The organism is Halomonas aestuarii (assembly GCF_001886615.1).
Lineage (GTDB): Bacteria > Pseudomonadota > Gammaproteobacteria > Pseudomonadales > Halomonadaceae > Halomonas > Halomonas aestuarii.
Map to the genome: position 1 here is coordinate 3,204,366 of NZ_CP018139.1, position 20,516 is coordinate 3,224,881.

Genomic DNA, 20,516 nt, shown 5'->3' on the forward strand with positions numbered 1-20,516 from the left:
TGTCAATTTTTAAGTCTGACATTGTTCCATGTTTAATTATTAGTCTTGGTGAGGGTGGTGATGAAGAAGGCGCTTATAACGGGTGTGACCGGGCAGGACGGCTCCTATCTCGCTGAATTCCTTCTCGGTAAAGGTTACGAAGTGCACGGTATCAAACGGCGTGCATCTCTGTTCAATACCCAACGGGTTGATCACATTTACCAGGATCCGCACGTAAAGGATCAAAATTTTGTGCTTCACTATGGTGATCTCTCGGACTCATCAAATCTGACTCGTATCATTCAGCAGGTGCAGCCGGATGAGGTCTATAATCTGGCGGCGCAGTCCCATGTGGCAGTCAGCTTTGAGTCACCGGAGTATACCGCCGATGTGGACGCGATAGGCACGCTGCGGATTCTCGAAGCAATTCGCTTGTTGGGCCTAGACAAGAAGATCAAATTTTATCAAGCTTCCACTTCTGAGTTGTTTGGTGAAGTTCAGGAGTCGCCGCAGCGAGAAACTACTCCCTTTTACCCCCGCTCCCCCTATGCAGTAGCCAAGCTCTACGCCTACTGGATCACCGTGAATTATCGCGAGTCCTACGGGATGTATGCCTGTAATGGCATCCTGTTCAATCACGAATCACCGCGTCGTGGCGAAACCTTCGTGACCCGCAAGATCACTCGTGGCTTGGCCAATATTGCCCAGGGTCTCGAGGAGTGTCTGTACCTAGGCAATATGGATGCGCTGCGTGACTGGGGACATGCCAAGGACTACGTGCGCATGCAATGGATGATGCTGCAGCAGGACGAGGCGGAGGACTTCGTGATCGCTACTGGCAAGCAGATCTCGGTACGAGACTTTATTCGCCTTAGTGCCGAGGAATTAGGCATTACCCTGCGCTTCGAGGGGCGAGGCGTAGATGAAGCGGCCATTGTCGACCGTATCGAAGGTGACAAGGTCCCGGCGCTCAAGCTGGGCGATGTGATCGTGAGGGTCGATCCGCGCTATTTCCGTCCGGCCGAGGTCGAGACGCTGCTCGGCGATCCCGCCAAGGCCAAGGCCAAGCTGGGTTGGGAGCCGGAGATCACCGTGCAGGAGATGTGCGCCGAGATGGTCGCCGAGGACCTCAAGGTGGCCAAGCGTCACGCGCTGCTCAAGGAGCACGGCTACGAGATTCCGGTCACGGTGGAGGGTTGAACATGGCACGTGACCTTGACCAGACCATCTTTGTCGCCGGTCACCGGGGCATGGTGGGGTCGGCCATCGTGCGCCGGCTAAAGGTGCTGGGCTATCGCCACATCCTGACGGCTGGCCGTGATGACGTGGATCTTACCGATCAGGCTCAGGTACAGGCCTACTTCGAGCGCCACGCCATCGATCAGGTCTATCTGGCGGCGGCCAAGGTGGGCGGCATCCAGGCCAACAATAGCTATCCGGCCGAGTTCATCTATCAAAACCTGATGATCGAGGCGAATCTCATCCATGCCGCCCATCAGGCCGGCGTGAACAAGCTGTTGTTCCTGGGTTCTTCGTGCATCTACCCCAAGCATGCCGAGCAGCCGATGCGTGAGGAGGCACTTCTCACCGGCACCTTGGAGCCTACCAACGAGCCCTATGCCATCGCCAAGATCGCCGGCATCAAGCTCTGCGAGAGCTACAACCGCCAGTATGGATGCGACTATCGCAGCGTGATGCCGACCAATCTTTATGGACCCAATGACAACTTTCATCCTGAGAACTCCCATGTGATCCCAGCACTGCTGCGCCGCTTCCATGAAGCCAAGCACCGCGGCGATCGCGAGGTGGTGGTATGGGGCAGCGGCACGCCGATGCGCGAGTTTCTGCACGTCGATGATATGGCCGCGGCCAGCGTGCATGTAATGGAACTGGATGACGAGACCTACGAAGCCAATACCTCACCGATGCTCTCGCATATCAACGTGGGCACCGGGGTGGACTGCACCATCCGCGAACTGGCCGAGACGGTAAAGCGGGTCAGTGGCTTCGAAGGCGCGCTGACTTTTGATGCCAGCAAGCCTGATGGCACGCCGCGCAAGCTGATGGACGTCTCACGGCTCAAGGCGTTAGGTTGGCAGGCCAGCGTCACTCTGGAAGATGGGCTGCAGGATGCCTACCACTGGTTCCTCGACAACCAGGACCGCTTCCGCCGTTGATGCCCATGTGTGAGACTCAATCGCCCAGTCAGGGCTGGCTAGCCGATGACGCTTTTCGCCAGGTGATTGCGCATGCCCCGCTGGTCTCGTTGGACTTCGTGGTGACCAATACTCAAGGCGAGTGGCTGCTGGGCCAGCGTTTGAATCGCCCGGCCCAGGGAAGCTGGTTCGTGCCCGGTGGGCGAGTGCGCAAGGGCGAGACGCTCGAAGCTGCCGCGCTTCGCCTGACCATGAGCGAGCTAGGGCAAGCCGTCGAGCTTGCCTGCATGCGCTTTCTGGACGTGTACCAGCACTTCTACGCCGACAGCATGTTCGACCCCGGCCTCTCGACCCATTATGTTGTGCTGGCCTATCAGGTAACCTTGGCGCCGTCTCTCCAAGCTCTGCCGCGTCAGCAGCACGGCGGTTATCACTGGTACTCGCCGGACGCCGTCGCTCATGACGAGAGGGTGCACGCCAATACGCGTGCCTATCTGCCTGCCGTTTCGGCACTCACTTAGAACTAAGATTCGCGAATACGGAGATTCCCCATGATCACGCCCGTCATCATGGCCGGGGGAAGTGGGTCGCGGCTATGGCCGTTGTCGCGCCAGTTGCGCCCCAAGCAGTTCCTGCCGCTGACCGGCGAGGACAGCATGCTGCAGGAGACGCTCAAGCGCCTGGCTCCCGTCGATCATCGGCCTCCACTGCTGATCTGCAACGAGGAGCATCGCTTCCTGGTGGCCGAGCAGGTGCGTCAGCAGGGCATCACAGACGCGCGCATCCTGCTCGAGCCGGAAGGGCGCAACACCGCCCCGGCCATCGCCCTGGCGGCCCTGCACTCGGTTGAAGAGGATCCCGAGGCGCTGCTGTTGGTGCTGGCCGCCGACCATCTGATTCGTGATGTGGCGCAGTTCCACGAGAGCGTGGATCATGCCCGCGTGCTTGCCGAGCACGGCCAGTTGGTCACCTTCGGCGTGGTGCCGACCCACGCCGAGACCGGCTATGGCTATATCCAGCGCGGCGAGAGCAAAGGCGACGTTGGCTTTCGCGTCAAGCGCTTCGTCGAGAAGCCCGACCGCATCACCGCAGAAGGCTACCTGGCAACCGGTGACTACTACTGGAACAGCGGGATGTTTCTGTTCTCGGCCCAGCGTTACCTGGAAGAACTCGAGCACTTCCAGCCGGCCATGGTGGCAGCCTGTCGCGCGGCGCTGGCCGGGGCCAGTCAGGATCTCGATTTTACGAGGCTTGACGCCGAGGCCTTCAAGGCCTGCCCGGCCGACTCCGTCGACTATGCGGTGATGGAGCGCACCGAGCATGCTAGCGTGGTACCGCTGGACGCCGGCTGGAGCGATATCGGCTCCTGGTCGGCGCTGTGGGAGGTCAGTGAGCGCGACGCGCAGGGCAATGCTTGCCAGGGCGACGTGATGCTCCACGATAGCCACAACCTGCTGGTGCATTCCGATCATCGCCTCGTGGCCACGGTGGGGGTAGAGGACCTGGTGATTGTGGAAACCAAGGACGCGGTGCTGGTGGCTCGTAAAGACCGAGTGCAGGAGGTAAAGCAGATCGTTTCGCGTCTTCAGGCTGAAAAGCGCAGTGAGCAAGAGAGCCACCGCGAGGTCTACCGCCCCTGGGGAGTCTACGACAGCATCGATCACGGAGAGCGTTATCAGGTCAAGTGCATCACCGTTAAGCCTGGTGCCAAGCTCTCGGTGCAATTGCATCACCACCGCGCCGAGCACTGGGTGGTGGTCTCCGGCACCGCCAAAGTTACCATTGGTGATAATACCCGACTCGTCAGCGAGAATGAGTCGACCTATATTCCTATCGGCCAAATCCATTCTCTGGAAAACCCCGGTAAGATCCCTCTGGAACTGATCGAGGTGCAGTCGGGTTCCTATCTGGGCGAGGACGATATCGTGCGCTTCAATGACCGCTACGGACGTTGCTGATGAGTGAACCGTTGACGATTTCCGTGATCACCGCTTGCTTCAACAGTCAGGCGACCATCGGCGAGGCCATCGCCACGCTTAAGCAACAGCGGTGGCCCAACATCGAGCATGTGGTGATCGATGGCGACTCGAGGGATGACACCGTAGCTGTCGCTCGGCATACGTTGGCAGAGGGTGATGTGCTGGTCTCTGAGCCGGATCGGGGCATCTACGACGCACTCAACAAGGGCATCAACCGAGCTAGCGGCGAGGTGGTGGGGTTCTTGCACTCAGATGATCTCTACGCCCATGACGAGGTGTTGGCCAAGGTTGCCGCCTGTTTCGAGGATTCTTCAGTGGGAGCGGTCTATGGCGACCTGCAATATGTGAATGCGGCCGATACCTTGCAGGTGGTTCGCCACTGGACGTCCGGTACCTTCAGCCATGGCAAGCTCAAGCGCGGCTGGATGCCGCCGCACCCGACCTTCTTCATGCGGCGTGAGCTCTACCGGGAGCTGGGCGGCTTCGACCTGGGCTACAAAATCTCAGGCGATTATGATGCACTGCTGCGTTATCTCGCCAGCGAAAAGGTCAAGGTCGCCTACCTGCCCGAGGTACTAGTGAGAATGCGCGTTGGCGGTGCCAGCAACGGCAGCTTGAAGCAGATCCTTCGCAAGTCGCGCGAAGACTTCACCGCTATGCGCAACAACGGCATCAACCCCTTGGTAGCACTGCCCTGCAAGAACCTATCGAAGCTGCCCCAGTTCCTGGCATGGGGTAAAAGCAAGGCTAAGGAAATCGAATGAATATTTTGGTAATCGGTGTCACCGGTTACATCAGCCCGCACACCTTGGTTGAACGATTGCAGCCAGATTATTATATTGTCGTGCTGGACAACTTGGTCAACGGCTCCCGCGATATGCTGCGCCGGGTGGTAGTGATCACCGGCAAGACGGAGGATTTAATTCAGGGTGAAGTGCTCAATCGGCTCTTCGCCGAGCACGATGTGGAGGCGGTTAGCCACTTCGATGACTTCAAGGCCCTGCTCGCGATGCCGTTGGTGGTTTTTGGCCGTATCTTACTTTCACTAAAGGCAAAAAGGACGCAGGCCTTATGTTTTATGCTGCTGGAGGCGGAGAGTTGATAAAGGCATGGATGTGACATACCCATATGAACGGCGCCACTCACGGTGGTATGAGGCCTTCTTCCTGGGGCTTCCGTTTCAGCTTATCATTGGGGTATCGCTGGTCGTAGGCCTTCCTTCAGTTGAACGCTGGGGCTGGGAATTCTGGCAATACTTGCCTGCGGTGCGTAGCAACACGATTGTGGCGTGCGGCTTTGCTTTTGTGTTCGTGCTTCTCACACTTAGACGCCTAAACCGTTTCCCTGGGGCTCAGGTATCGGCGTATATCGTACCTGCTGTATCCGTAGCTTATCTGATTGTGGTTGCAATCCTCTTCTTTACCCGGGAGGATTATACCCGCCAAGTCTTCTTCGGTAGCTACCTGATGAGTTTGGCCTGGTTCTATATGGCATTCTTCCTGGGACGACGCTATCGAAAGATGAAGCTTGCCGTTGTGCCGGTGGGGCGTATAGACAACTTGATGTCAGATGGTGGCATCGACCTGCGTTTCCTGGAGCAGCCTGACTTGGCCGGCGTGCGCTACGACGGCGTCGTGGCCGATCTGCGATCGGACGATCTTTCCCCGGAGTGGGAGAAATTTCTGGCTCGCTGTACCCTGAACCATATTCCCGTATATCACGTTCGCCAGATTCAGGAGTCTATCAGCGGCCGTGTGGAGGTCGAGCACCTGACCGAGAATGAATACGGTAGCCTGTTGCCATCTTTCTTTTACCAGGGACTCAAACGTTGCGTCGATCTTGTGGCGGCACTTCTACTATTGCCGCTATTGGCTCCAGTGATGGTGGCCGTCGCCGTGGCTATCCGGTTGGATAGTCCGGGGCCTGCGTTGTTCATCCAGCACCGAATGGGCTTCCGGGGCGTGCCGTTTCGCGTCTACAAGTTTCGTAGCATGTATATCGACCAGAAGGGGAGTGGCTTCACGGAAGTCGACGACGATCCGCGTATCACCCGGGTAGGGCGTTTCATACGTAAGTGTCGCCTCGACGAGCTGCCCCAGCTGTTCAACGTGATCAAGGGTGAGATGAGCTTCATCGGCCCACGTCCGGAATCCATGGAGCTTTCAAAATGGTACGAGCGTGACGTGCCCTTCTTCAGTTATCGCCACGTGGTGCGGCCAGGGATCTCCGGGTGGGCTCAAGTGGAGCAGGGCTATGCCGCCGAGGTGGACGGAATGACCACCAAGCTACAATACGACTTTTACTACATCAAGCACTTCTCGCTGTGGTTGGACGTGCTGATCGCCTTCAAGACCCTGAAGACCATTGTCACCGGGGACGGGGCCAGGTAGTGTAAGTGCGTCCATGCAGAAACGACAGCGCCGCGGATTCTCCGCGGCGCTGTCGTTTCTGCATCTTGAAATTCTGTTAAGATGTGCGCTTTGCGTCGATTCGTCTAGGTAAATTGATGGCTTTTTTTTCGCGTGAACTTGCCCTGTCGATCAATTTGTGGGCCTTGACGTTCGTGCTTGCTTTTCTAATTGCCACACCCGTGCCCATTCAGGCGGTGGTGGCGTCGATCATGTTGTACGCCATCGCCTACCTGGTTGCGCATCGGCGAACCTTCGCGATGAGCCGCCTTGATTGGGCAGTGTTAGTTCTGCTGAGCTTGTATGCGCTGTCCCGCATGCCATTGTTCGTGCTCGACGGTTACGCGTTTCGCTACCTTAGCCCCGGGCTGCACATGGCAGGATTGATTCCGGTGTATTTGATGCTGCGTCATCTTTTATCGCCGATCGATGAGCGCCAATTTCGGTGCTTCATGGAGTGGGGTGTCGTCATCGGTTGCGTTGGAGCCTTGTGCATCGCGGTGGTACAAACCCAAGTTCAAGGTGCTCACCGCGCTGACGGTTTCTTGTTCAGCATCAACTTCGGTTATCTCAGCTGTGCCATGACGTTTCTGGCCCTTTCGCTGCTTCGCGGTGGCCTCTATCCTGGCTGGTTGCTGCTGGCGGCGCTGGCAGGGGCAGTAGCCTGTATGCTGACGCTTACGCGAGGGGCTATCCTGGCTATTCCACCGCTGATTCTGCTTATATTGGCACTGAATGCCGACCGGCTGGGGAAAGTGAGGATCCTCGGGTTTGTGATTGCGGTGGCCGCTTTGGCGCTGCTCAGCTATGTTACCATGCCTTCTGTAGAGCGCCGGGTTACACACTCAATTTCGGAGTTTACTCATATTGCCGAAGGCAATGTCGAGGCGGCAGTGTCTAGCGGTGGACGACTGCAGCTATGGACGGCGGCAACCCATGCATTCATGGCTCGTCCATTAGTTGGATTGACCTACGATGAGCGCGAGAGATTGAATGCCGAGTTAGTGGAAGAGGGGGTGGTCACCTCATGGGTACTGGGTGTCTCTCGTGGCCACGCGCATAGTCAGTATTTCGAGATGGCGGCAAGTGGTGGTCTGCTCGGGCTGATGGGATTATTCGGCTATCTCGTGATGCCTGGGCTTTATCACTGGCGGAATTACAGAGCGGATCGCGATAATATATGGTCTCAAGTGGCCTTGGTGTTCACAGCAGGGTTTATACTTTATTCACTCACCGAGGCAGCTATTCACAAGGAAATGATGGCAACTTTTTACGCTTACATGCAGGTGGTGCTGTTGAGTCTGGCTCTTTGTCACAGGAAAGATGAGAAAACATTATGAATGTTCTTCATGTTGTACTCACCAGCCGCTTCATCAAGCTGGTCGCTAATTTTCTTAAGCTGGCCAGCTATCCCTTTCACTGGCTCTTTCCACGAAAGCGTTTTACCATCCCTGCGCATGCGGGCCCTTGGTGGAAGAGGCCTGACAATACTGAGGATATTCCTCGAATCATTTGGCAGACGAACTTTACAGACCGCGTAACATTGCCTGTCTATCTCAATTACCTGTTCAACCGCCTGATGGCGCCCGGCTTCGAATACCGTTTCATGGTCACCCAAGCGCGTGGCGACTTTATCAAGACCCATTATCCTGAAGAAACCTTTCAGAACTACAATCGGTTACAGATTGGCGCCGCTCAGGCCGATGTCTGGCGAGTGCTGGTGCTGCTGAAGCACGGCGGGGTCTATCTGGATATCGATGCCCATCTGGTATGGCCATTGGCATGGATTCTCAGGCGAACGAAAAAAGAGCTTTACGTAACCACCCGCAAGGGGCAATTGAGTAACTACTTCATTGCCAGCCAACCTGAGAGCTCACATTTGCAGAAAGTAGCAGATCGTATTAATTTAAACATCAATGAGCGACGCTTCTCTGGCGTGTTCCAGTTGACCGGCCCAGGTGTCTTCAACGAGGTGCTAGATCCGGCGGAAGTAAACACCATTTCTTACCGTCATGCCTGCAATCAGGGCAACTTTACCAACCGTCACTTTCAGTATATCGACAAGAAGGAAGGAAAATGGCATGAGCAACAGCGCAGGGAAAAGCTGATTCGCGAGGACTGATTTTTTGTCAATAGAGAACTGTCAAGTATTGCTGTAGATCTCCAGGCCTTATGCTGATATTGCCGATGACGCCTTACTGTAATTTATATGCTGAGGTTACTAGGCCGCGAAACGGTAACGGTGGTCCAATTGGAAGGCTCTAGCGTCCACTTAGCCTTTTCGGTCGATCGCTGTTTTCTCAGTCGTTCAGCTCGCACCATCTATAAAACTTTTGCATATTTTCTTGGTCCGGCGCAACACAGGGAATACCATGAAGCTTCTGATCACCGGCATGGCCGGTTTCATCGGCCACGCTGTGGCCCGGCGGCTGGCCGGCCAGGGTCACGAGATCGTCGGTATCGACAATCTCAATGACTACTACGATGTCTCGCTCAAGCAGGCGCGACTCGACGACCTCGCCGGCTGCGAGGACGTGCAGTTCGTGAGGCTCGACCTGGCCGACCGGGAGGGCATGTCGGCATTGTTCGTCGAGCACCACTTCGATCGGGTCATCCATCTGGCGGCCCAGGCCGGGGTGCGCTATTCGCTGGAGAATCCCCACGTGTATGCCGACAGCAACCTGGTGGGGCACCTGAACGTGCTCGAGGGCTGTCGCCACGGCCAGGTGGAGCACCTGGTCTATGCCTCCTCGAGCTCGGTGTATGGCATGAACGAGCATGTGCCCTTCGCCACGTCGGACGCCGTGGACCATCCCATCAGCCTCTATGCCGCCACCAAGAAGGCCAACGAGCTGATGTCGCACACCTATTCCCACCTCTATCGGTTGCCGACCACCGGGCTTCGGTTCTTCACGGTCTACGGTCCCTGGAGCCGGCCGGACATGGCGATGTTCAAGTTCACCCGTGCCGTGCTGGCCGGTGAACCGATCTCAGTCTACAACCACGGGGACATGGAGCGGGACTTCACCTACATCGACGACATCGTCGAGGGGATCGTGCGCGTGCTCGACATCATCCCGCAGCCCGACCCGCAGTGGCGAGCCAGCGAGTCGGGCCCGGACAGCTCCAGCGCGCCCTATGCCCTCTACAATATCGGCCATGGCAGTCCGGTACCGTTGATGGACTTCATCCGCGCGGTGGAAACTGCCACCGGTCGCGAGGCGATCTGCGACTTCCAGCCGATGCAGCCTGGCGATGTGCCGCGCACCTGGGCGGACACCGAGGCGCTCTTCCGGGCGACGGGGTATCGGCCGAGGGTCGGCGTGGAGGAGGGCGTGAGGAAGTTCGTGGAGTGGTACCGGGCGTATTACGCCATCTAAGCGTGCAAGACGTGGGTCGTTAATAGAACAGATGAACTGAACAGTTGAACGGAATAGATCGGGAGACAGGGAATGAAGATCACCATTTTCGGGACGGGGTACGTGGGGCTCGTGACCGGGACCTGCCTGGCCGATGTGGGCCATGATGTGCTGTGCGTTGACGTCGACGCGGACAAGATCGCCCGGCTGGAGGCGGGCGAGATCCCGATCTTTGAGCCGGGGCTCGAGCCCATGGTGAAGGCCAACATGGAGGCGGGACGGCTGCGCTTCACCACCGACCCGGAAGCGGCGGTCGCCTTCGGGACCCTGCAGTTCATCGCCGTGGGCACGCCGCCCGACGAGGACGGTAGCGCCGACCTGAAGTACGTGCTGGCGGTGGCCGAGACCATCGGCCGCCACATGAGCGAGTACAAGGTGATTGTCGACAAGTCCACGGTGCCGGTCGGTACGGCCGACCGGGTGCGCGACACGGTGGCGAACACCCTCGAGGACCGGGGCGCGGCGCTGGACTTCGATGTCTGCTCCAACCCGGAATTCCTCAAGGAAGGCGCGGCCATCGAGGACTTCACCCACGGCGCGCGGATCATCGTCGGCACCGAGTCAGAGCGGGTGATGGCGCTGATGCGCGAGTGCTATGCCCCCTACATCCGCCAGCAGGAAAAGCTGATGTTCCTGGACGTGCGGGCCGCCGAACTCACCAAGTACGCGGCCAACGCCATGCTGGCCACCAAGATCAGCTTCATGAACGAGATCGCCAATCTGGCCGAGCGGCTGGGCGCCGACGTGGAGCAGGTGCGTCGTGGCATCGGCAGCGACCCCCGCATCGGCTACCAGTTCATCTATCCCGGTTGCGGCTATGGCGGGTCCTGCTTTCCCAAGGACGTGCAGGCCCTGGCGCGGACCGCGGCCGACGTGGACTACCGGGCGGAACTGCTCACCGCCGTCGAGTCGGTGAACCAGCGCCAGAAGCGGACGCTCTTCGCCAAGCTGGCCCAGGCCTTCGACGGCGACCTGGCCGGCAAGACCATCGCGCTGTGGGGCCTTGCCTTCAAGCCCAACACGGATGACATGCGTGATGCGCCGAGCCGCACCCTGATGGAGGCGCTGTGGGACGCCGGCGCCCGGGTCCAGGCCTATGACCCGGAGGCGATGAAGGAGTGCCGCCGGCTCTACGGCGAGCGTGACGACCTGGTGCTGGTGGGCGATCGCATCCAGGCGGTGAAGGGGGCGGATGCCCTGGTGATCTGCACCGAGTGGAAGGAGTTTCGCACCCTGGACTTCGCCTGGCTGAAGCAGCAGCTGGCCATGCCGGTGGTCGTCGACGGTCGCAACCTCTTCGAGCCCGAGGCCGTCAAGGCCGCCGGACTGCTCTACTTCGCCGTGGGACGGGGCGACTCGCTGAAGTAGCAGGCCGGCGATGGCGCGGGGAGCACCCGGCATGCCACGTTCAGGGAACCCCTGTGGTCGCGTCAGCAGTGTTGGGGTCGCCATGCTGACCGCCCTGCCACTGGTCGTCCCGGGGGGATACTGGGCGGGGCTGGTCTGCCTGGCGGCGGGGGGGCTGCTGGGCCTGGGGCGTCGACGATGCCATCTCGCACGGCTCACCATGCCAGATCGACTGCTGGCCGCCGCGCTGCTTCTGCTGGGCCTGGCCCAGCTGATCTCCTGCCTCATCGCCCCTCAGGGCACTCGTGGCCTGCCGCTGGTGCTGGCGGCCTGGCTGGCCGTCCCGGCACTGTTGCAGTTGCGCAGCTTTCCTCCATCGCCGGCCTGGTGGTGGGGCGGCATGGCGTCAGGGGGGCTCCTGACGGGGGCCTCGGCGCTGTGGCAGGCGCTGGTGCAGGGGCGCGTTCGCCCCGACGGTGTAGGGCTCGACCCCATCCTCTACGGCAATCTCAGCCTGCTGACCGGCCTGCTCTGTCTGGCCGGCCTGAGCTGGGCCCTGCACCGGCATGACGGGAGGTGGTTCTGGCTGCTGGTGCTGGGCGCCCTTGGCGGGCTGGTGGCCTCGGGGTTCGCCGGTGCCCGAGGTGGGTGGCTCGCTTTGCCATTGGTGGCATGGGTATTCCTGAGAGGCTGGCGCCAAGGGCAGGGTCACCTCCTGCGGCCATGGGTCCGGAAATTGCTGCTGGTGCTCTTGCTTACCCTGCCGCTGGCGCTCTACCTGGTGCCGGAGACGCGGGTCAAGGTTCGCTTCGACGAGGCGGTGGCGGAGCTCCAGGCCTATGTGGCCCATCCCGAGACGCCGAGTTCGGTGAGTACCCGGATCGCCCTTTGGCAGGGTGCCTGGCAACTGATTCCCGAGTCGCCCGTACTAGGTCATGGTGAGGCAGGCTTTCACGAGGGCATGGCCAGGCTGGTGGCGAGGCCGGATTCCCCCTTCGGTAGCCACCTCCTGGGATTCTGGCATCCGCACCAGGAGCTGCTGGATGCCTGGGTCAGGCGGGGGTTCCTGGGCCTATGCGCCCTGCTGGCGCTGTATCTGCTCCCCTGGTGGCATTTCCGTGGCGGGCGTCGGGAAGATCCCTCCGGAAATGCCGCGCTGGCCCTGGCCGGCGTGCTGGTGCCGGTGGCCTACCTGGGGTTCGGGCTAACCTACGGCTTCTTTGCCTATCCGGCCGGCGTCCTGATGTTCCTGGGGTGGGTGATGGTGCCCTGGGTGCTGGTGGACGCGCCGTGGCGTCGGCCCGCTGCCTTCCCGGGGAACGCATCCGGCCTATGACTCGATGGCGAGTCATCCGGCGACCCTGCCTCCCAGCTCCCAGCTCCCAGCTCCTGCTTCCTGACCTGCCAGGCGTCCCGTTCTTACGTCGAGACAGTGTCTGCCGATACTCTCTCATGGCCATGGGTATCTCACCGGTTTCCCCTGACTCCACCGCCCTCCGGCTTACCGCCATCCCCCTGTGGGTATGAGACCTGCCTGATGCAAGGTCACCCTAGCGACTGAAACAATGATGATGCGCTGGTCACGCTTTCCTACCTGATCCCTCTCCATCCTTTCCCGCCTTTCCTGAATCGTACTTATCACCCCTTGTGGGGCAGGAAAACCCCAATGTGGCTGATCTGTAACTCTGTAAGCTTACGTTATCTGTCTGGTGATTCTTGTTATCGACATGTATCCCGTCACCTGCTGTTCAGGGCGTCGGGTGTCGACAGGCAACAGGCAAGCTGCAGTGCGTATGGCAGCAAGGGGCTTCGGGGTGATGCCAGACGACATCCTCGGGGCGGTAGCGTGGCCTGATGAATGAACGGGGGATGTCGTGATGATCATGCACGCCGAACACGTGGAAGAAGAAGAGACCACCACCCGTGCAGGGCACGGGTACCCGTGGGGCACCTGGGTCGGGATGATGGCATTGCTTTCGGCCCTGCTGATTCTCGGGGGCTGTGCCATGGCGCCTGGCGGCCATATCGACGAGGACAAGATCGGCGAGTCGCTGGACGAACGGGTCGCCCTCGAGCCGATCACGCCACAGCTGGTGGCGGCGATGGCGCCGGTTCAGGAGTCGCTCTCGCGTCCGGTCTCGAAGGCGCTGCGTAGCGCGCTCGAGTCCTACGAGTATCGGCTAGGGCCGGGCGATGTGCTGAGCATCATTGTCTACGATCATCCCGAGCTGACCATTCCCGCCGGCGCCGAGCGCGCGGCGTCGGAGACCGGCAACCGCATCCGGCCAGACGGCACCATGTTCTACCCCTATGTGGGCCGCGTGCGGGTCGCCGGAATGACCCTGGAAGAGGTGCGCCGTGTGATCACGCGGCGACTCTCTGACGTGATCACCGACCCTCAGGTGGAGGTAGGCGTGGCGGCCTTCCGTTCCCAGAAGGTCTATGTCAGCGGGGCGGTCGCGTCCCCAGGTACCCTGCCGATCACCATCGTGCCGATGACCATCCTGGATGCCATCAGCCAGGTGGGAGGGGCCAACCCCAATGCCGACTGGCATAACATCCTGCTGGTGCGTGAAGGCCGTGAGCGGCGCCTGTCGCTCTATGGCCTGCTGCGCCAGGGCGACCTGAGCCAGAACCAGCTGCTCCGCGATGGCGACATGCTGCACGTGCCGACCTCGGAGAACCAGAACGTCGTGGTGCTGGGCCAGGTCCGGCGCCCGGGCGCGATCGCCCTGGGCAACGAGCGCATCACCCTCACCGATGCACTGGCCCGGGCCGGCGGCGTCAACGAGCTGCGTGCCGAGCCTTCCGGCATCTTCGTGGTGCGGGGCCATGCGCCCGACAGCGAGAAGCTGGCCACCGTCTACCAACTGGATATCAGCGATGCGACCCGGCTGATGCTGGGGACACGCTTCCCGCTGCAGCCCCAGGATGTGGTCTACGTGACCTCCGCCCCGCTGGCCCGCTGGAACAGCGTGATCAGCCTGCTCCTCCCGACCCTTACCTTCCCTGGCGACATCGCAAGCTCGGCCGACAGCGTCGGTCAGTTGTAGCCCCAGCAAGAGGCCACCGTCATGTCCGTATTTCCGAGTCACCCGGGGGCGCCACAGCCCCCTCAGGAGAACCCTGACATCAGCCTGGGCAAGCTGGTCTCTGCCATGCTTGACCACAAATGGATGATCCTGCTGACGGCTCTGATTTTCCTGCTTGGCGGCTACTTCTACGCCAGCTCTCAGCCCCGGATCTACCAGGCCGATGCCTTGATCCAGATCGAGAACCGCGGGGCAGGCCTCGGGGTGCTGGACAGCCTGGCCGTGGGCAATCAGATGGGCAACCCGACGTCCGCCGAGATGGAGATCCTGCAGTCGCGGCTGGTGATGGGAAATACCGTCGACCGCCTCGACCTGGCGATCGAGGTCGAGCCGAGACGGCTGCCTTGGGTAGGAGACTTTCTGGTCAACCATGGCATGAGCCACGAGTGGATCGCCCGACTCACTCCCGGTGCATTGCTGGAATGGCTGCCGGGTATCGATGCTCGGTTGGCGGATCAGTATGTCTGGGACGGTGAGACCCTGGAGGTCAGCCGTTTCGAGGTGCCGCCCGGCATGGTCGGCCGGGAGCACCTGCTGAGGGTCACAGGGCCGCGGAGCGTGGAGCTGTGGCAGGGCGGCCGACGAATCCTGGCCGGAGACATCGGCGATACCCTGCAGGATGACAGCGGCTACCGGATGTTCATCGGGCGCCTGGAGGCACACCCCGGAGCCGAATTCGGGGTCCAGCGGGTCTCCCGGCTCAATGCCATCGGCAAGCTGCAGCAGCGCTTCACCATCGTGCCCCGTGGCAATGCCTCGGGGGTCTTCCAGCTGACCCTGAACGGCCCTGACCACGAGCGCATCGACCTTATCCTGGAGACCATTACCGGTGTCTTCCTGACCCAGAACGTTCAGCGCCAGTCCGAGGAGGCGGAGAAGCAGCTCGCCTTCCTGGATGCCCAGATCCCCCAGGTGAACCAGCAGCTCACCGCTGCCGAGAATCGCCTGAACACCTATCGCGCCGAGCGTGATTCCGTGGACCTCAACTTCGAGACCCGCAACCTGCTCAACAGCCTGGTCGCGGTGGAGAACCAGCTGACCGAGCTGGCCCTGGCTGAGTCGGACCTGGCGGAGCGGTTCCGCCCCACCCATCCCAACTATCAGGCGTTGCTGCGCCAGCGTGCCCAGCTGATGCAGGAGAAGGAGCGGCACGAGGCGCAGGTGAGCCTGCTGCCGGAGACCCAGCAGGAGGTGCTGCGGATGACGCGCGACACCGAGGTGAACCAGCAGATCTACGTGCAGTTGCTCAACCAGCGTCAGGAGATGCGACTGCTCAAGGCCGGTACGGTGGGCAATGTCCGTATCCTCGACGAGGCGGTCCTGCTCAGGGGCACCATCGCCCCGCGGGTGCCTCTGGTCTCCGTCGCCAGTGCACTGTTCGGCGCCCTGCTGGCGATGGTGGTCGTCGTGTTAAAGCTGGTGCTGAGCCGTGCGGTGGAGTCGCCCGACCAGTTGGAGGAGCTGGGGCTTCCGGTCTACGCGGTAGTGCCGGCCTCCGACGAGCAGACGCGCCTGGCGCGACGCATCCGCTCTCGCCATGCCAAGCAGGGCCAGAACATCTTCCGCGGCCTGCTTGCCGATCGGGACCCCAACGAGGTGGCCGTCGAGTCGCTGCGTGCCCTGCGCACCAGCCTCTACTTTGCCATGCTGGAGTCCGGCAACAACCGGCTCATGATCGCCGGGGCCAGCCCGGAGGTGGGCAAGAGCTTCGTCGCGGCCAACCTGGCGGCGGTATGCGCCCAGGCGGGGCAGCGGGTATTGCTGGTTGATGCGGACATGCGCCGTGGCCACCTCCACCACGCCTTCCACGACAGGGGCGACAACGGCCTGTCCGACCTGCTGGCCCAGCGCATCGAGATCGATGAAGCGATCCGTCCCACCTCGATCGAGGGTCTGGACTACATCGCCCGGGGCAGCGTGCCACCCAACCCCTCGGAGCTGCTCATGCAGCAGGGCTTCCATGACTTCCTGGATGAGATGAGCCGGCGGTACGAGTTGGTGGTGCTGGACACCCCGCCGGTACTGGCCGTCACCGATGCTGCGATAGCGGGCAAGCTGGCGGGGACCAGCCTGCTGGTGGTGCGTTATGGCCGCAACACCCTGAAGGAGGTGCGAGCCGCCAAGCGCCGTCTGGAGCATGGCGGGGTGAGTCTCAAGGGCACCATCCTCAATGGCATCGAGAAGACCGCCACGGGCCGTTACGGCTATGGCGACAGCTACCTCTATGCGTATCGTTGAGGGGGAGGGCGCCGCATGAATCAGCTGGGAGGCGTATTCCTGTGCCTGGGACTGTCACTGTCATCCTTCTACCTGTTTCCCAGCGGCCTGCCCCAGCCGGCCGACATCATCCTGCTGCCCTTCATCGCCATCATGCTGCTGATGTCGCTGAGGGACGACCAGGGGCTGATGCACCACCCCTTCGTGCTGGCCTGGCTGGCCATGGTCACCTGGATCACCCTGGTCAGCCTGGGCTGGACCGTGGTTGACCAGGACGCGGGCTACCTGCGCTTCCCACTGTTCTTCCTCTTCAACTTCCTCGCCGGAGCCGGACTACTGCGTTTCCTGACCGCCGTACCCGAGGGATTGCGGTGGGTCCGCCTGGCGGTGATGGTTGCGCTGCTGGTGGCCTTCGGCGGCGTGATGCTGGACCTCGGCCTGGGCCGGATAAGAGCCACCGGGACCTTCAACAATCCCAATCAGCTGGCTTTCTTCTCCCTATGTGCGCTGGTGATTCTGCTGGCCAGCCATGGCTTTCGGCTGCCGCTTCGTACGATGCCCGTGGCAGCCGTGGTGGCCGCTATAGGCAATATCCTGGCGGCCTCGTCTCTGGCGGCCATGGGCGGGCTCTGCCTGGTGTTGCTGAGTTGGGCACTGGCCAATGTCGGTCAGCTGCGCCATCTGTTGAGGCTGGTGCTGCTGATGCCCCTGCTGCTCGTGCTGCTGGTGGGCTTCGACGCCTGGACCGGGGGACGGATAGAGCACAATCTCACCCAGCGCTTCGAGCGTGCACCCGGCAAGGTGGAGGGGGTGTACGAGGATCGTAAGTACCAGCGTATGGTCGAGTTCCCGGCCTATAACCTGCTGGGGGCCGGGGAGGGCAACACGGATCGCTTCCGCCCCTACCACGGCAACGAGATCCACTCGTCGTTCGGCACCATGCTGTTTTCCTACGGGGTGCCCGGGCTGGCGCTGTTTCTGTCCACCCTTGTGACCGTGGTGTGGCGCGCACCACCACATGTCTGGCTGGCGCTATCCGGACCACTGCTCTATTCGGTGACCCATAACGGCCTTCGCACGACCCTTTTCTGGCTGATGCTGGTGGTCCTGTGGCACAGCCATCGTCTGTGGCGCGAACGTGAGGCGTTGGCCCGTCCGGCTCCCAAGGCAACCCTGAGATTCCCCTGGTCGATGGAGACCTGAATCATGGACATGAAGGTCATCGATCAGTCCGGCGGGAGAGCCGTGGACGCCATGCGCCCCCCGGGGACACGGGTGGACGTGCTGATCGTGGCGGGTAACGCCCGTTCGCTGATCGCCAACCGCGGCGACCTGATCCGCGAGATGCAGGCACGGGGACATGCCGTGGCGGCCGCGGTGCCGCGGGCCGACTACCTCCCCGAGGTGGAGCTGTTAGGGATTCCGGTCATCCCGCTGGACATGGCCCGGGCGTCGCTGGCGCCCTGGCAGGACCTGCGCACCCTGGCTGCGCTGTGGCTAGTGATGCGTCGGCTGCGTCCTCGGGTGGTGCTCGGCTATACGGTCAAGCCGGTGGTCTACGGCAGCCTGGCCGCCCGTCTCGCCGGGGTTCCGCGGGCCTATTCGCTGATCACTGGCCTGGGCCTGGCATTTGGGGAGGCCCGGACGCGACGAGCACGCCTGCTGCGTAGCCTGGTCTCTTTACTCTATCGGGTGGGGCTTGCCGGAAACCGCACGGTGTTCTTCCAGAATCCCGACGACCAGGAAGAGTTTCTGGCGCGCCGAATCCTGACCGCTCGCTCGTGCAGCGTTCGCGTCAATGGCTCGGGCGTGAATCTCACGGAGTATCCTCCCTGCCCGATTCCCGAGGGGCCAATGCTGTTCCTTTACGTCGGCAGGCTGCTGCTCGACAAGGGCGTTGACCAGTTCGTGGCCGCCGCCGAGCAACTCAAGCCTGCCTTCCCCGACGCACGTTTCGTGGTGGTCGGTCCCCATGATCCCAAGCTCCCCCATGCCTGCCCGGCAGAGGAAGTGGCGGGCTGGAACGAGCGTGGCCACGTGGAGTTCATCGGCGGGGTGCGCGATGTGCGTCCCTGGCTCGCGAAATGCCATGTCTTCGTCTTTCCCTCCACCTACCGGGAAGGCATCCCGCGCTGTGTGCTCGAGGCCATGGCCACCGGTCGCGCGATCGTCACCACCGATGCGCCGGGCTGTCGCGAGACGGTGCTCCCTGGCGACAACGGGATCCTGGTCCCGCCACGCGATGTCCAGTCGCTGACAAGGACGATGCGCAGGTTCCTGGAGACACCGGAACTGGCAGAGCGAATGGGACGTGCCTCGCGACGCCTGGCGGTCGAGCGCTTCGATGTTCGCCTGGTCAACCGGGTGATGCTGGAGGCCATGGGACTATGAAACAGCCATTCGCCAAGCGTGCACTGGATCTCATCGCCAGCCTGACCGCGCTGGTGCTGCTGGCCCCCCTCCTGGGCATCCTTGCACTGTGGGTTCGCCTGGACAGTCCGGGGCCGGCGCTGTTTCGTCAGACGCGACTGGGTCGGTCGGGGAGGGCCTTCGAGCTCTACAAGTTCCGCAGCATGGTGGTCCGCGAGTCCGTGGATCAGTATCGCGAGGCGGTGGTGGAGGAGGGGCGGGATCCCCGCATCACCCGGGCGGGACGATGGCTGAGGGCCTCCAGCCTCGACGAGCTTCCCCAGCTGTGGAACGTGCTGAGAGGCGACATGAGCCTGGTGGGGCCGCGTCCCCTGCTGCCGGAGCAGGAGGAGGCCGTGCCGGCGCGGATGCGCCGCCGGTTCATGGTGGTGCCTGGACTGACGGGGCTTGCCCAGGTGCGGGGTCGACGAGGGCTGGACTGGCCGGAGCAGCTGGCCGCGGACTGCGACTACGTCGACCGGCGCAGCCTGGTGATGGACCTGGCGATCCTGCTGGCCACGGTGCGGGTGGTGTTTGCGGCGCAGGGGGTCTATGGAGGGGCGGGCAGCAACTGGCGGGCCTATTTGCCTGATCACCAGGCCTGCCTCCCGGATACACAAACACGCCAGGACGCAGAGGTGAGGGAGTCATGAGGTCACTCAAGCTGATGATGATTACCGCCTGTCCCGAGGTGGCCTTGCTGGCCGAACAGAGCGGAGTGGCACGTATCTTCATGGACCAGGAGGTGCTGGGCAAGGCGGTGCGCCAGGGCCACCTGGACACCCACAAGGCATGTCACAGCCTGGTGCAGATCGCGGCGGTGGCAAATCGGCTCCGGCACGCCGAGCTGATGGTGAGGATCAACCCCTTCAATCCCGACACCCCTGGCGAGGTCTCGGCGGCCATTGACCATGGTGCCCAGCGGCTCATGCTGCCCATGTTCACCTCCTCCTGCGAGGTCCAGCGCTTTCAGTGGCTGGTCGCCGGTCGTGTGCCGGTGACCTACCTGGCCGAGACGCCGGCGGCACTGATCCGTCTGGGGCACTGGCTGCCGCTGCTCAGGCCGGGACACGACGAGGTGCACATCGGCCTTAACGACTTGTCGCTGGGGCTCGGTTTGGGCTTCCTGTTCGAACCCCTGGCGGGCGGAATGATCGATGCCGAGGCCAGGATGCTGGATGAAGCGGGTATCAGCTGGGGGTTCGGCGGGGTCGGGTGCATGTCGGGGAACGTGCTGCCCGCGGACTGGATTCTCGGCGAACATGTTCGCCTGGGCTCCCACTGGGTCATCCTGAGCCGTGCCTTCCACGGCGGGGCCGAGTCCCTGGAGGAACTGCAGCGCAAGGTGGACCTGCCGGTGGAGATCCAAGCCCTGCGCATCGCCGAGTCGCGCTGGCGCCGGGCCCATGAAGCGCATCTTCAGGCCAATCACCGGCGTCTGTCGGAGAGGGTCTTTGAGATGGCCGAACCGCTGCTGGCGCCCATGCAGCAAGTCCCGCTGGAGCTGTGA

At 61.8% G+C, this 20,516-nt stretch carries 18 protein-coding genes; all 18 read left to right on the forward strand.

What is annotated here, in order from left to right:
• The first annotated feature begins 60 nt into the window (after window positions 1–60).
• The 18 genes from gmd (at window position 61) to BOX17_RS15010 (ending at window position 20,516) form a co-directional block, all read left to right on the forward strand.
• Window positions 61–1,179, forward strand: a complete 1,119-nt coding sequence (gmd, locus tag BOX17_RS14925; RefSeq protein ID WP_071945882.1) for a GDP-mannose 4,6-dehydratase — start codon at window positions 61–63, stop codon at window positions 1,177–1,179.
• Between the two features lie 2 nt (window positions 1,180–1,181).
• Window positions 1,182–2,156, forward strand: a complete 975-nt coding sequence (gene fcl / locus BOX17_RS14930) for a GDP-L-fucose synthase (protein ID WP_071945884.1) — start codon at window positions 1,182–1,184, stop codon at window positions 2,154–2,156.
• A gap of 5 nt (window positions 2,157–2,161) precedes the next feature.
• Window positions 2,162–2,656, forward strand: coding sequence for a GDP-mannose mannosyl hydrolase (locus BOX17_RS14935; RefSeq protein ID WP_071946933.1), 495 nt, complete (start codon window positions 2,162–2,164; stop codon window positions 2,654–2,656).
• A gap of 30 nt (window positions 2,657–2,686) precedes the next feature.
• Window positions 2,687–4,093 carry a mannose-1-phosphate guanylyltransferase/mannose-6-phosphate isomerase gene (locus BOX17_RS14940; protein WP_071945886.1) on the forward strand — a complete coding sequence of 469 codons (1,407 nt, stop codon included), beginning with the start codon at window positions 2,687–2,689 and terminating at the stop codon, window positions 4,091–4,093.
• Window positions 4,093–4,878 carry a glycosyltransferase family 2 protein gene (locus tag BOX17_RS14945; RefSeq protein ID WP_208858069.1) on the forward strand — a complete coding sequence of 262 codons (786 nt, stop codon included), beginning with the start codon at window positions 4,093–4,095 and terminating at the stop codon, window positions 4,876–4,878. The genes BOX17_RS14940 and BOX17_RS14945 overlap by 1 nt, the downstream gene beginning before the upstream one ends.
• Complete coding sequence (locus tag BOX17_RS14950; RefSeq protein ID WP_071945888.1) at window positions 4,875–5,216, forward strand: NAD-dependent epimerase/dehydratase family protein; 342 nt, start codon at window positions 4,875–4,877, stop codon at window positions 5,214–5,216. The genes BOX17_RS14945 and BOX17_RS14950 overlap by 4 nt, the downstream gene beginning before the upstream one ends.
• A gap of 7 nt (window positions 5,217–5,223) precedes the next feature.
• Window positions 5,224–6,504, forward strand: a complete 1,281-nt coding sequence (locus tag BOX17_RS14955) for an exopolysaccharide biosynthesis polyprenyl glycosylphosphotransferase (RefSeq protein WP_071945890.1) — start codon at window positions 5,224–5,226, stop codon at window positions 6,502–6,504.
• A 116-nt stretch (window positions 6,505–6,620) separates the two neighbouring features.
• On the forward strand, window positions 6,621–7,862 hold the full coding sequence (locus tag BOX17_RS14960; RefSeq protein ID WP_071945892.1) for an O-antigen ligase family protein: 1,242 nt from the start codon (window positions 6,621–6,623) through the stop codon (window positions 7,860–7,862).
• Window positions 7,859–8,644, forward strand: a complete 786-nt coding sequence (locus BOX17_RS14965) for a glycosyltransferase family 32 protein (protein ID WP_071945894.1) — start codon at window positions 7,859–7,861, stop codon at window positions 8,642–8,644. The genes BOX17_RS14960 and BOX17_RS14965 overlap by 4 nt, the downstream gene beginning before the upstream one ends.
• Before the next feature lie 250 nt (window positions 8,645–8,894).
• The gene (locus BOX17_RS14970) at window positions 8,895–9,902 is read left to right on the forward strand and encodes an NAD-dependent epimerase (RefSeq protein ID WP_071945896.1); all 1,008 of its coding nucleotides are present in this window, start codon (window positions 8,895–8,897) and stop codon (window positions 9,900–9,902) included.
• A gap of 72 nt (window positions 9,903–9,974) precedes the next feature.
• A complete protein-coding gene (locus BOX17_RS14975) occupies window positions 9,975–11,309 on the forward strand; it encodes a UDP-glucose dehydrogenase family protein (protein WP_071945898.1) in 1,335 nt (444 codons plus the stop codon).
• Between the two features lie 82 nt (window positions 11,310–11,391).
• Window positions 11,392–12,624, forward strand: coding sequence for an O-antigen ligase family protein (locus BOX17_RS14980; protein ID WP_071945900.1), 1,233 nt, complete (start codon window positions 11,392–11,394; stop codon window positions 12,622–12,624).
• Window positions 12,625–13,249: 625 nt separating this feature from the next.
• Window positions 13,250–14,341 (forward strand): polysaccharide export protein, encoded by a 1,092-nt coding sequence (locus BOX17_RS14985; protein ID WP_071946937.1) that lies wholly within the window; start codon window positions 13,250–13,252, stop codon window positions 14,339–14,341.
• 105 nt (window positions 14,342–14,446) lie between these two features.
• A complete protein-coding gene (locus BOX17_RS14990) occupies window positions 14,447–16,618 on the forward strand; it encodes a polysaccharide biosynthesis tyrosine autokinase (RefSeq protein WP_208858070.1) in 2,172 nt (723 codons plus the stop codon).
• A 15-nt stretch (window positions 16,619–16,633) separates the two neighbouring features.
• On the forward strand, window positions 16,634–17,800 hold the full coding sequence (locus tag BOX17_RS14995; protein WP_071945904.1) for a hypothetical protein: 1,167 nt from the start codon (window positions 16,634–16,636) through the stop codon (window positions 17,798–17,800).
• A 3-nt stretch (window positions 17,801–17,803) separates the two neighbouring features.
• Complete coding sequence (locus BOX17_RS15000) at window positions 17,804–18,988, forward strand: glycosyltransferase family 4 protein (RefSeq protein WP_083582185.1); 1,185 nt, start codon at window positions 17,804–17,806, stop codon at window positions 18,986–18,988.
• Window positions 18,985–19,659, forward strand: a complete 675-nt coding sequence (locus BOX17_RS15005; protein ID WP_071945906.1) for a sugar transferase — start codon at window positions 18,985–18,987, stop codon at window positions 19,657–19,659. The genes BOX17_RS15000 and BOX17_RS15005 overlap by 4 nt, the downstream gene beginning before the upstream one ends.
• The gene (locus tag BOX17_RS15010; RefSeq protein WP_071945908.1) at window positions 19,656–20,516 is read left to right on the forward strand and encodes a hypothetical protein; all 861 of its coding nucleotides are present in this window, start codon (window positions 19,656–19,658) and stop codon (window positions 20,514–20,516) included. Before BOX17_RS15005 ends, BOX17_RS15010 begins: the two co-directional genes overlap by 4 nt.

What these genes read in the sequence shown, in the direction of transcription:
- gmd (WP_071945882.1), top strand. Translation starts at nt 61, where the DNA reads ATGAAGAAGGCGCTTATAACGGGTGTGACCGGGCAGGACGGCTCCTAT.
- fcl (WP_071945884.1), top strand. Translation starts at nt 1,182, where the DNA reads ATGGCACGTGACCTTGACCAGACCATCTTTGTCGCCGGTCACCGGGGC.
- BOX17_RS14935 (WP_071946933.1), top strand. Translation starts at nt 2,162, where the DNA reads ATGTGTGAGACTCAATCGCCCAGTCAGGGCTGGCTAGCCGATGACGCT.
- BOX17_RS14940 (WP_071945886.1), top strand. Translation starts at nt 2,687, where the DNA reads ATGATCACGCCCGTCATCATGGCCGGGGGAAGTGGGTCGCGGCTATGG.
- BOX17_RS14945 (WP_208858069.1), top strand. Translation starts at nt 4,093, where the DNA reads ATGAGTGAACCGTTGACGATTTCCGTGATCACCGCTTGCTTCAACAGT.
- BOX17_RS14950 (WP_071945888.1), top strand. Translation starts at nt 4,875, where the DNA reads ATGAATATTTTGGTAATCGGTGTCACCGGTTACATCAGCCCGCACACC.
- BOX17_RS14955 (WP_071945890.1), top strand. Translation starts at nt 5,224, where the DNA reads ATGGATGTGACATACCCATATGAACGGCGCCACTCACGGTGGTATGAG.
- BOX17_RS14960 (WP_071945892.1), top strand. Translation starts at nt 6,621, where the DNA reads ATGGCTTTTTTTTCGCGTGAACTTGCCCTGTCGATCAATTTGTGGGCC.
- BOX17_RS14965 (WP_071945894.1), top strand. Translation starts at nt 7,859, where the DNA reads ATGAATGTTCTTCATGTTGTACTCACCAGCCGCTTCATCAAGCTGGTC.
- BOX17_RS14970 (WP_071945896.1), top strand. Translation starts at nt 8,895, where the DNA reads ATGAAGCTTCTGATCACCGGCATGGCCGGTTTCATCGGCCACGCTGTG.
- BOX17_RS14975 (WP_071945898.1), top strand. Translation starts at nt 9,975, where the DNA reads ATGAAGATCACCATTTTCGGGACGGGGTACGTGGGGCTCGTGACCGGG.
- BOX17_RS14980 (WP_071945900.1), top strand. Translation starts at nt 11,392, where the DNA reads ATGCTGACCGCCCTGCCACTGGTCGTCCCGGGGGGATACTGGGCGGGG.
- BOX17_RS14985 (WP_071946937.1), top strand. Translation starts at nt 13,250, where the DNA reads ATGATGGCATTGCTTTCGGCCCTGCTGATTCTCGGGGGCTGTGCCATG.
- BOX17_RS14990 (WP_208858070.1), top strand. Translation starts at nt 14,447, where the DNA reads ATGCTTGACCACAAATGGATGATCCTGCTGACGGCTCTGATTTTCCTG.
- BOX17_RS14995 (WP_071945904.1), top strand. Translation starts at nt 16,634, where the DNA reads ATGAATCAGCTGGGAGGCGTATTCCTGTGCCTGGGACTGTCACTGTCA.
- BOX17_RS15000 (WP_083582185.1), top strand. Translation starts at nt 17,804, where the DNA reads ATGGACATGAAGGTCATCGATCAGTCCGGCGGGAGAGCCGTGGACGCC.
- BOX17_RS15005 (WP_071945906.1), top strand. Translation starts at nt 18,985, where the DNA reads ATGAAACAGCCATTCGCCAAGCGTGCACTGGATCTCATCGCCAGCCTG.
- BOX17_RS15010 (WP_071945908.1), top strand. Translation starts at nt 19,656, where the DNA reads ATGAGGTCACTCAAGCTGATGATGATTACCGCCTGTCCCGAGGTGGCC.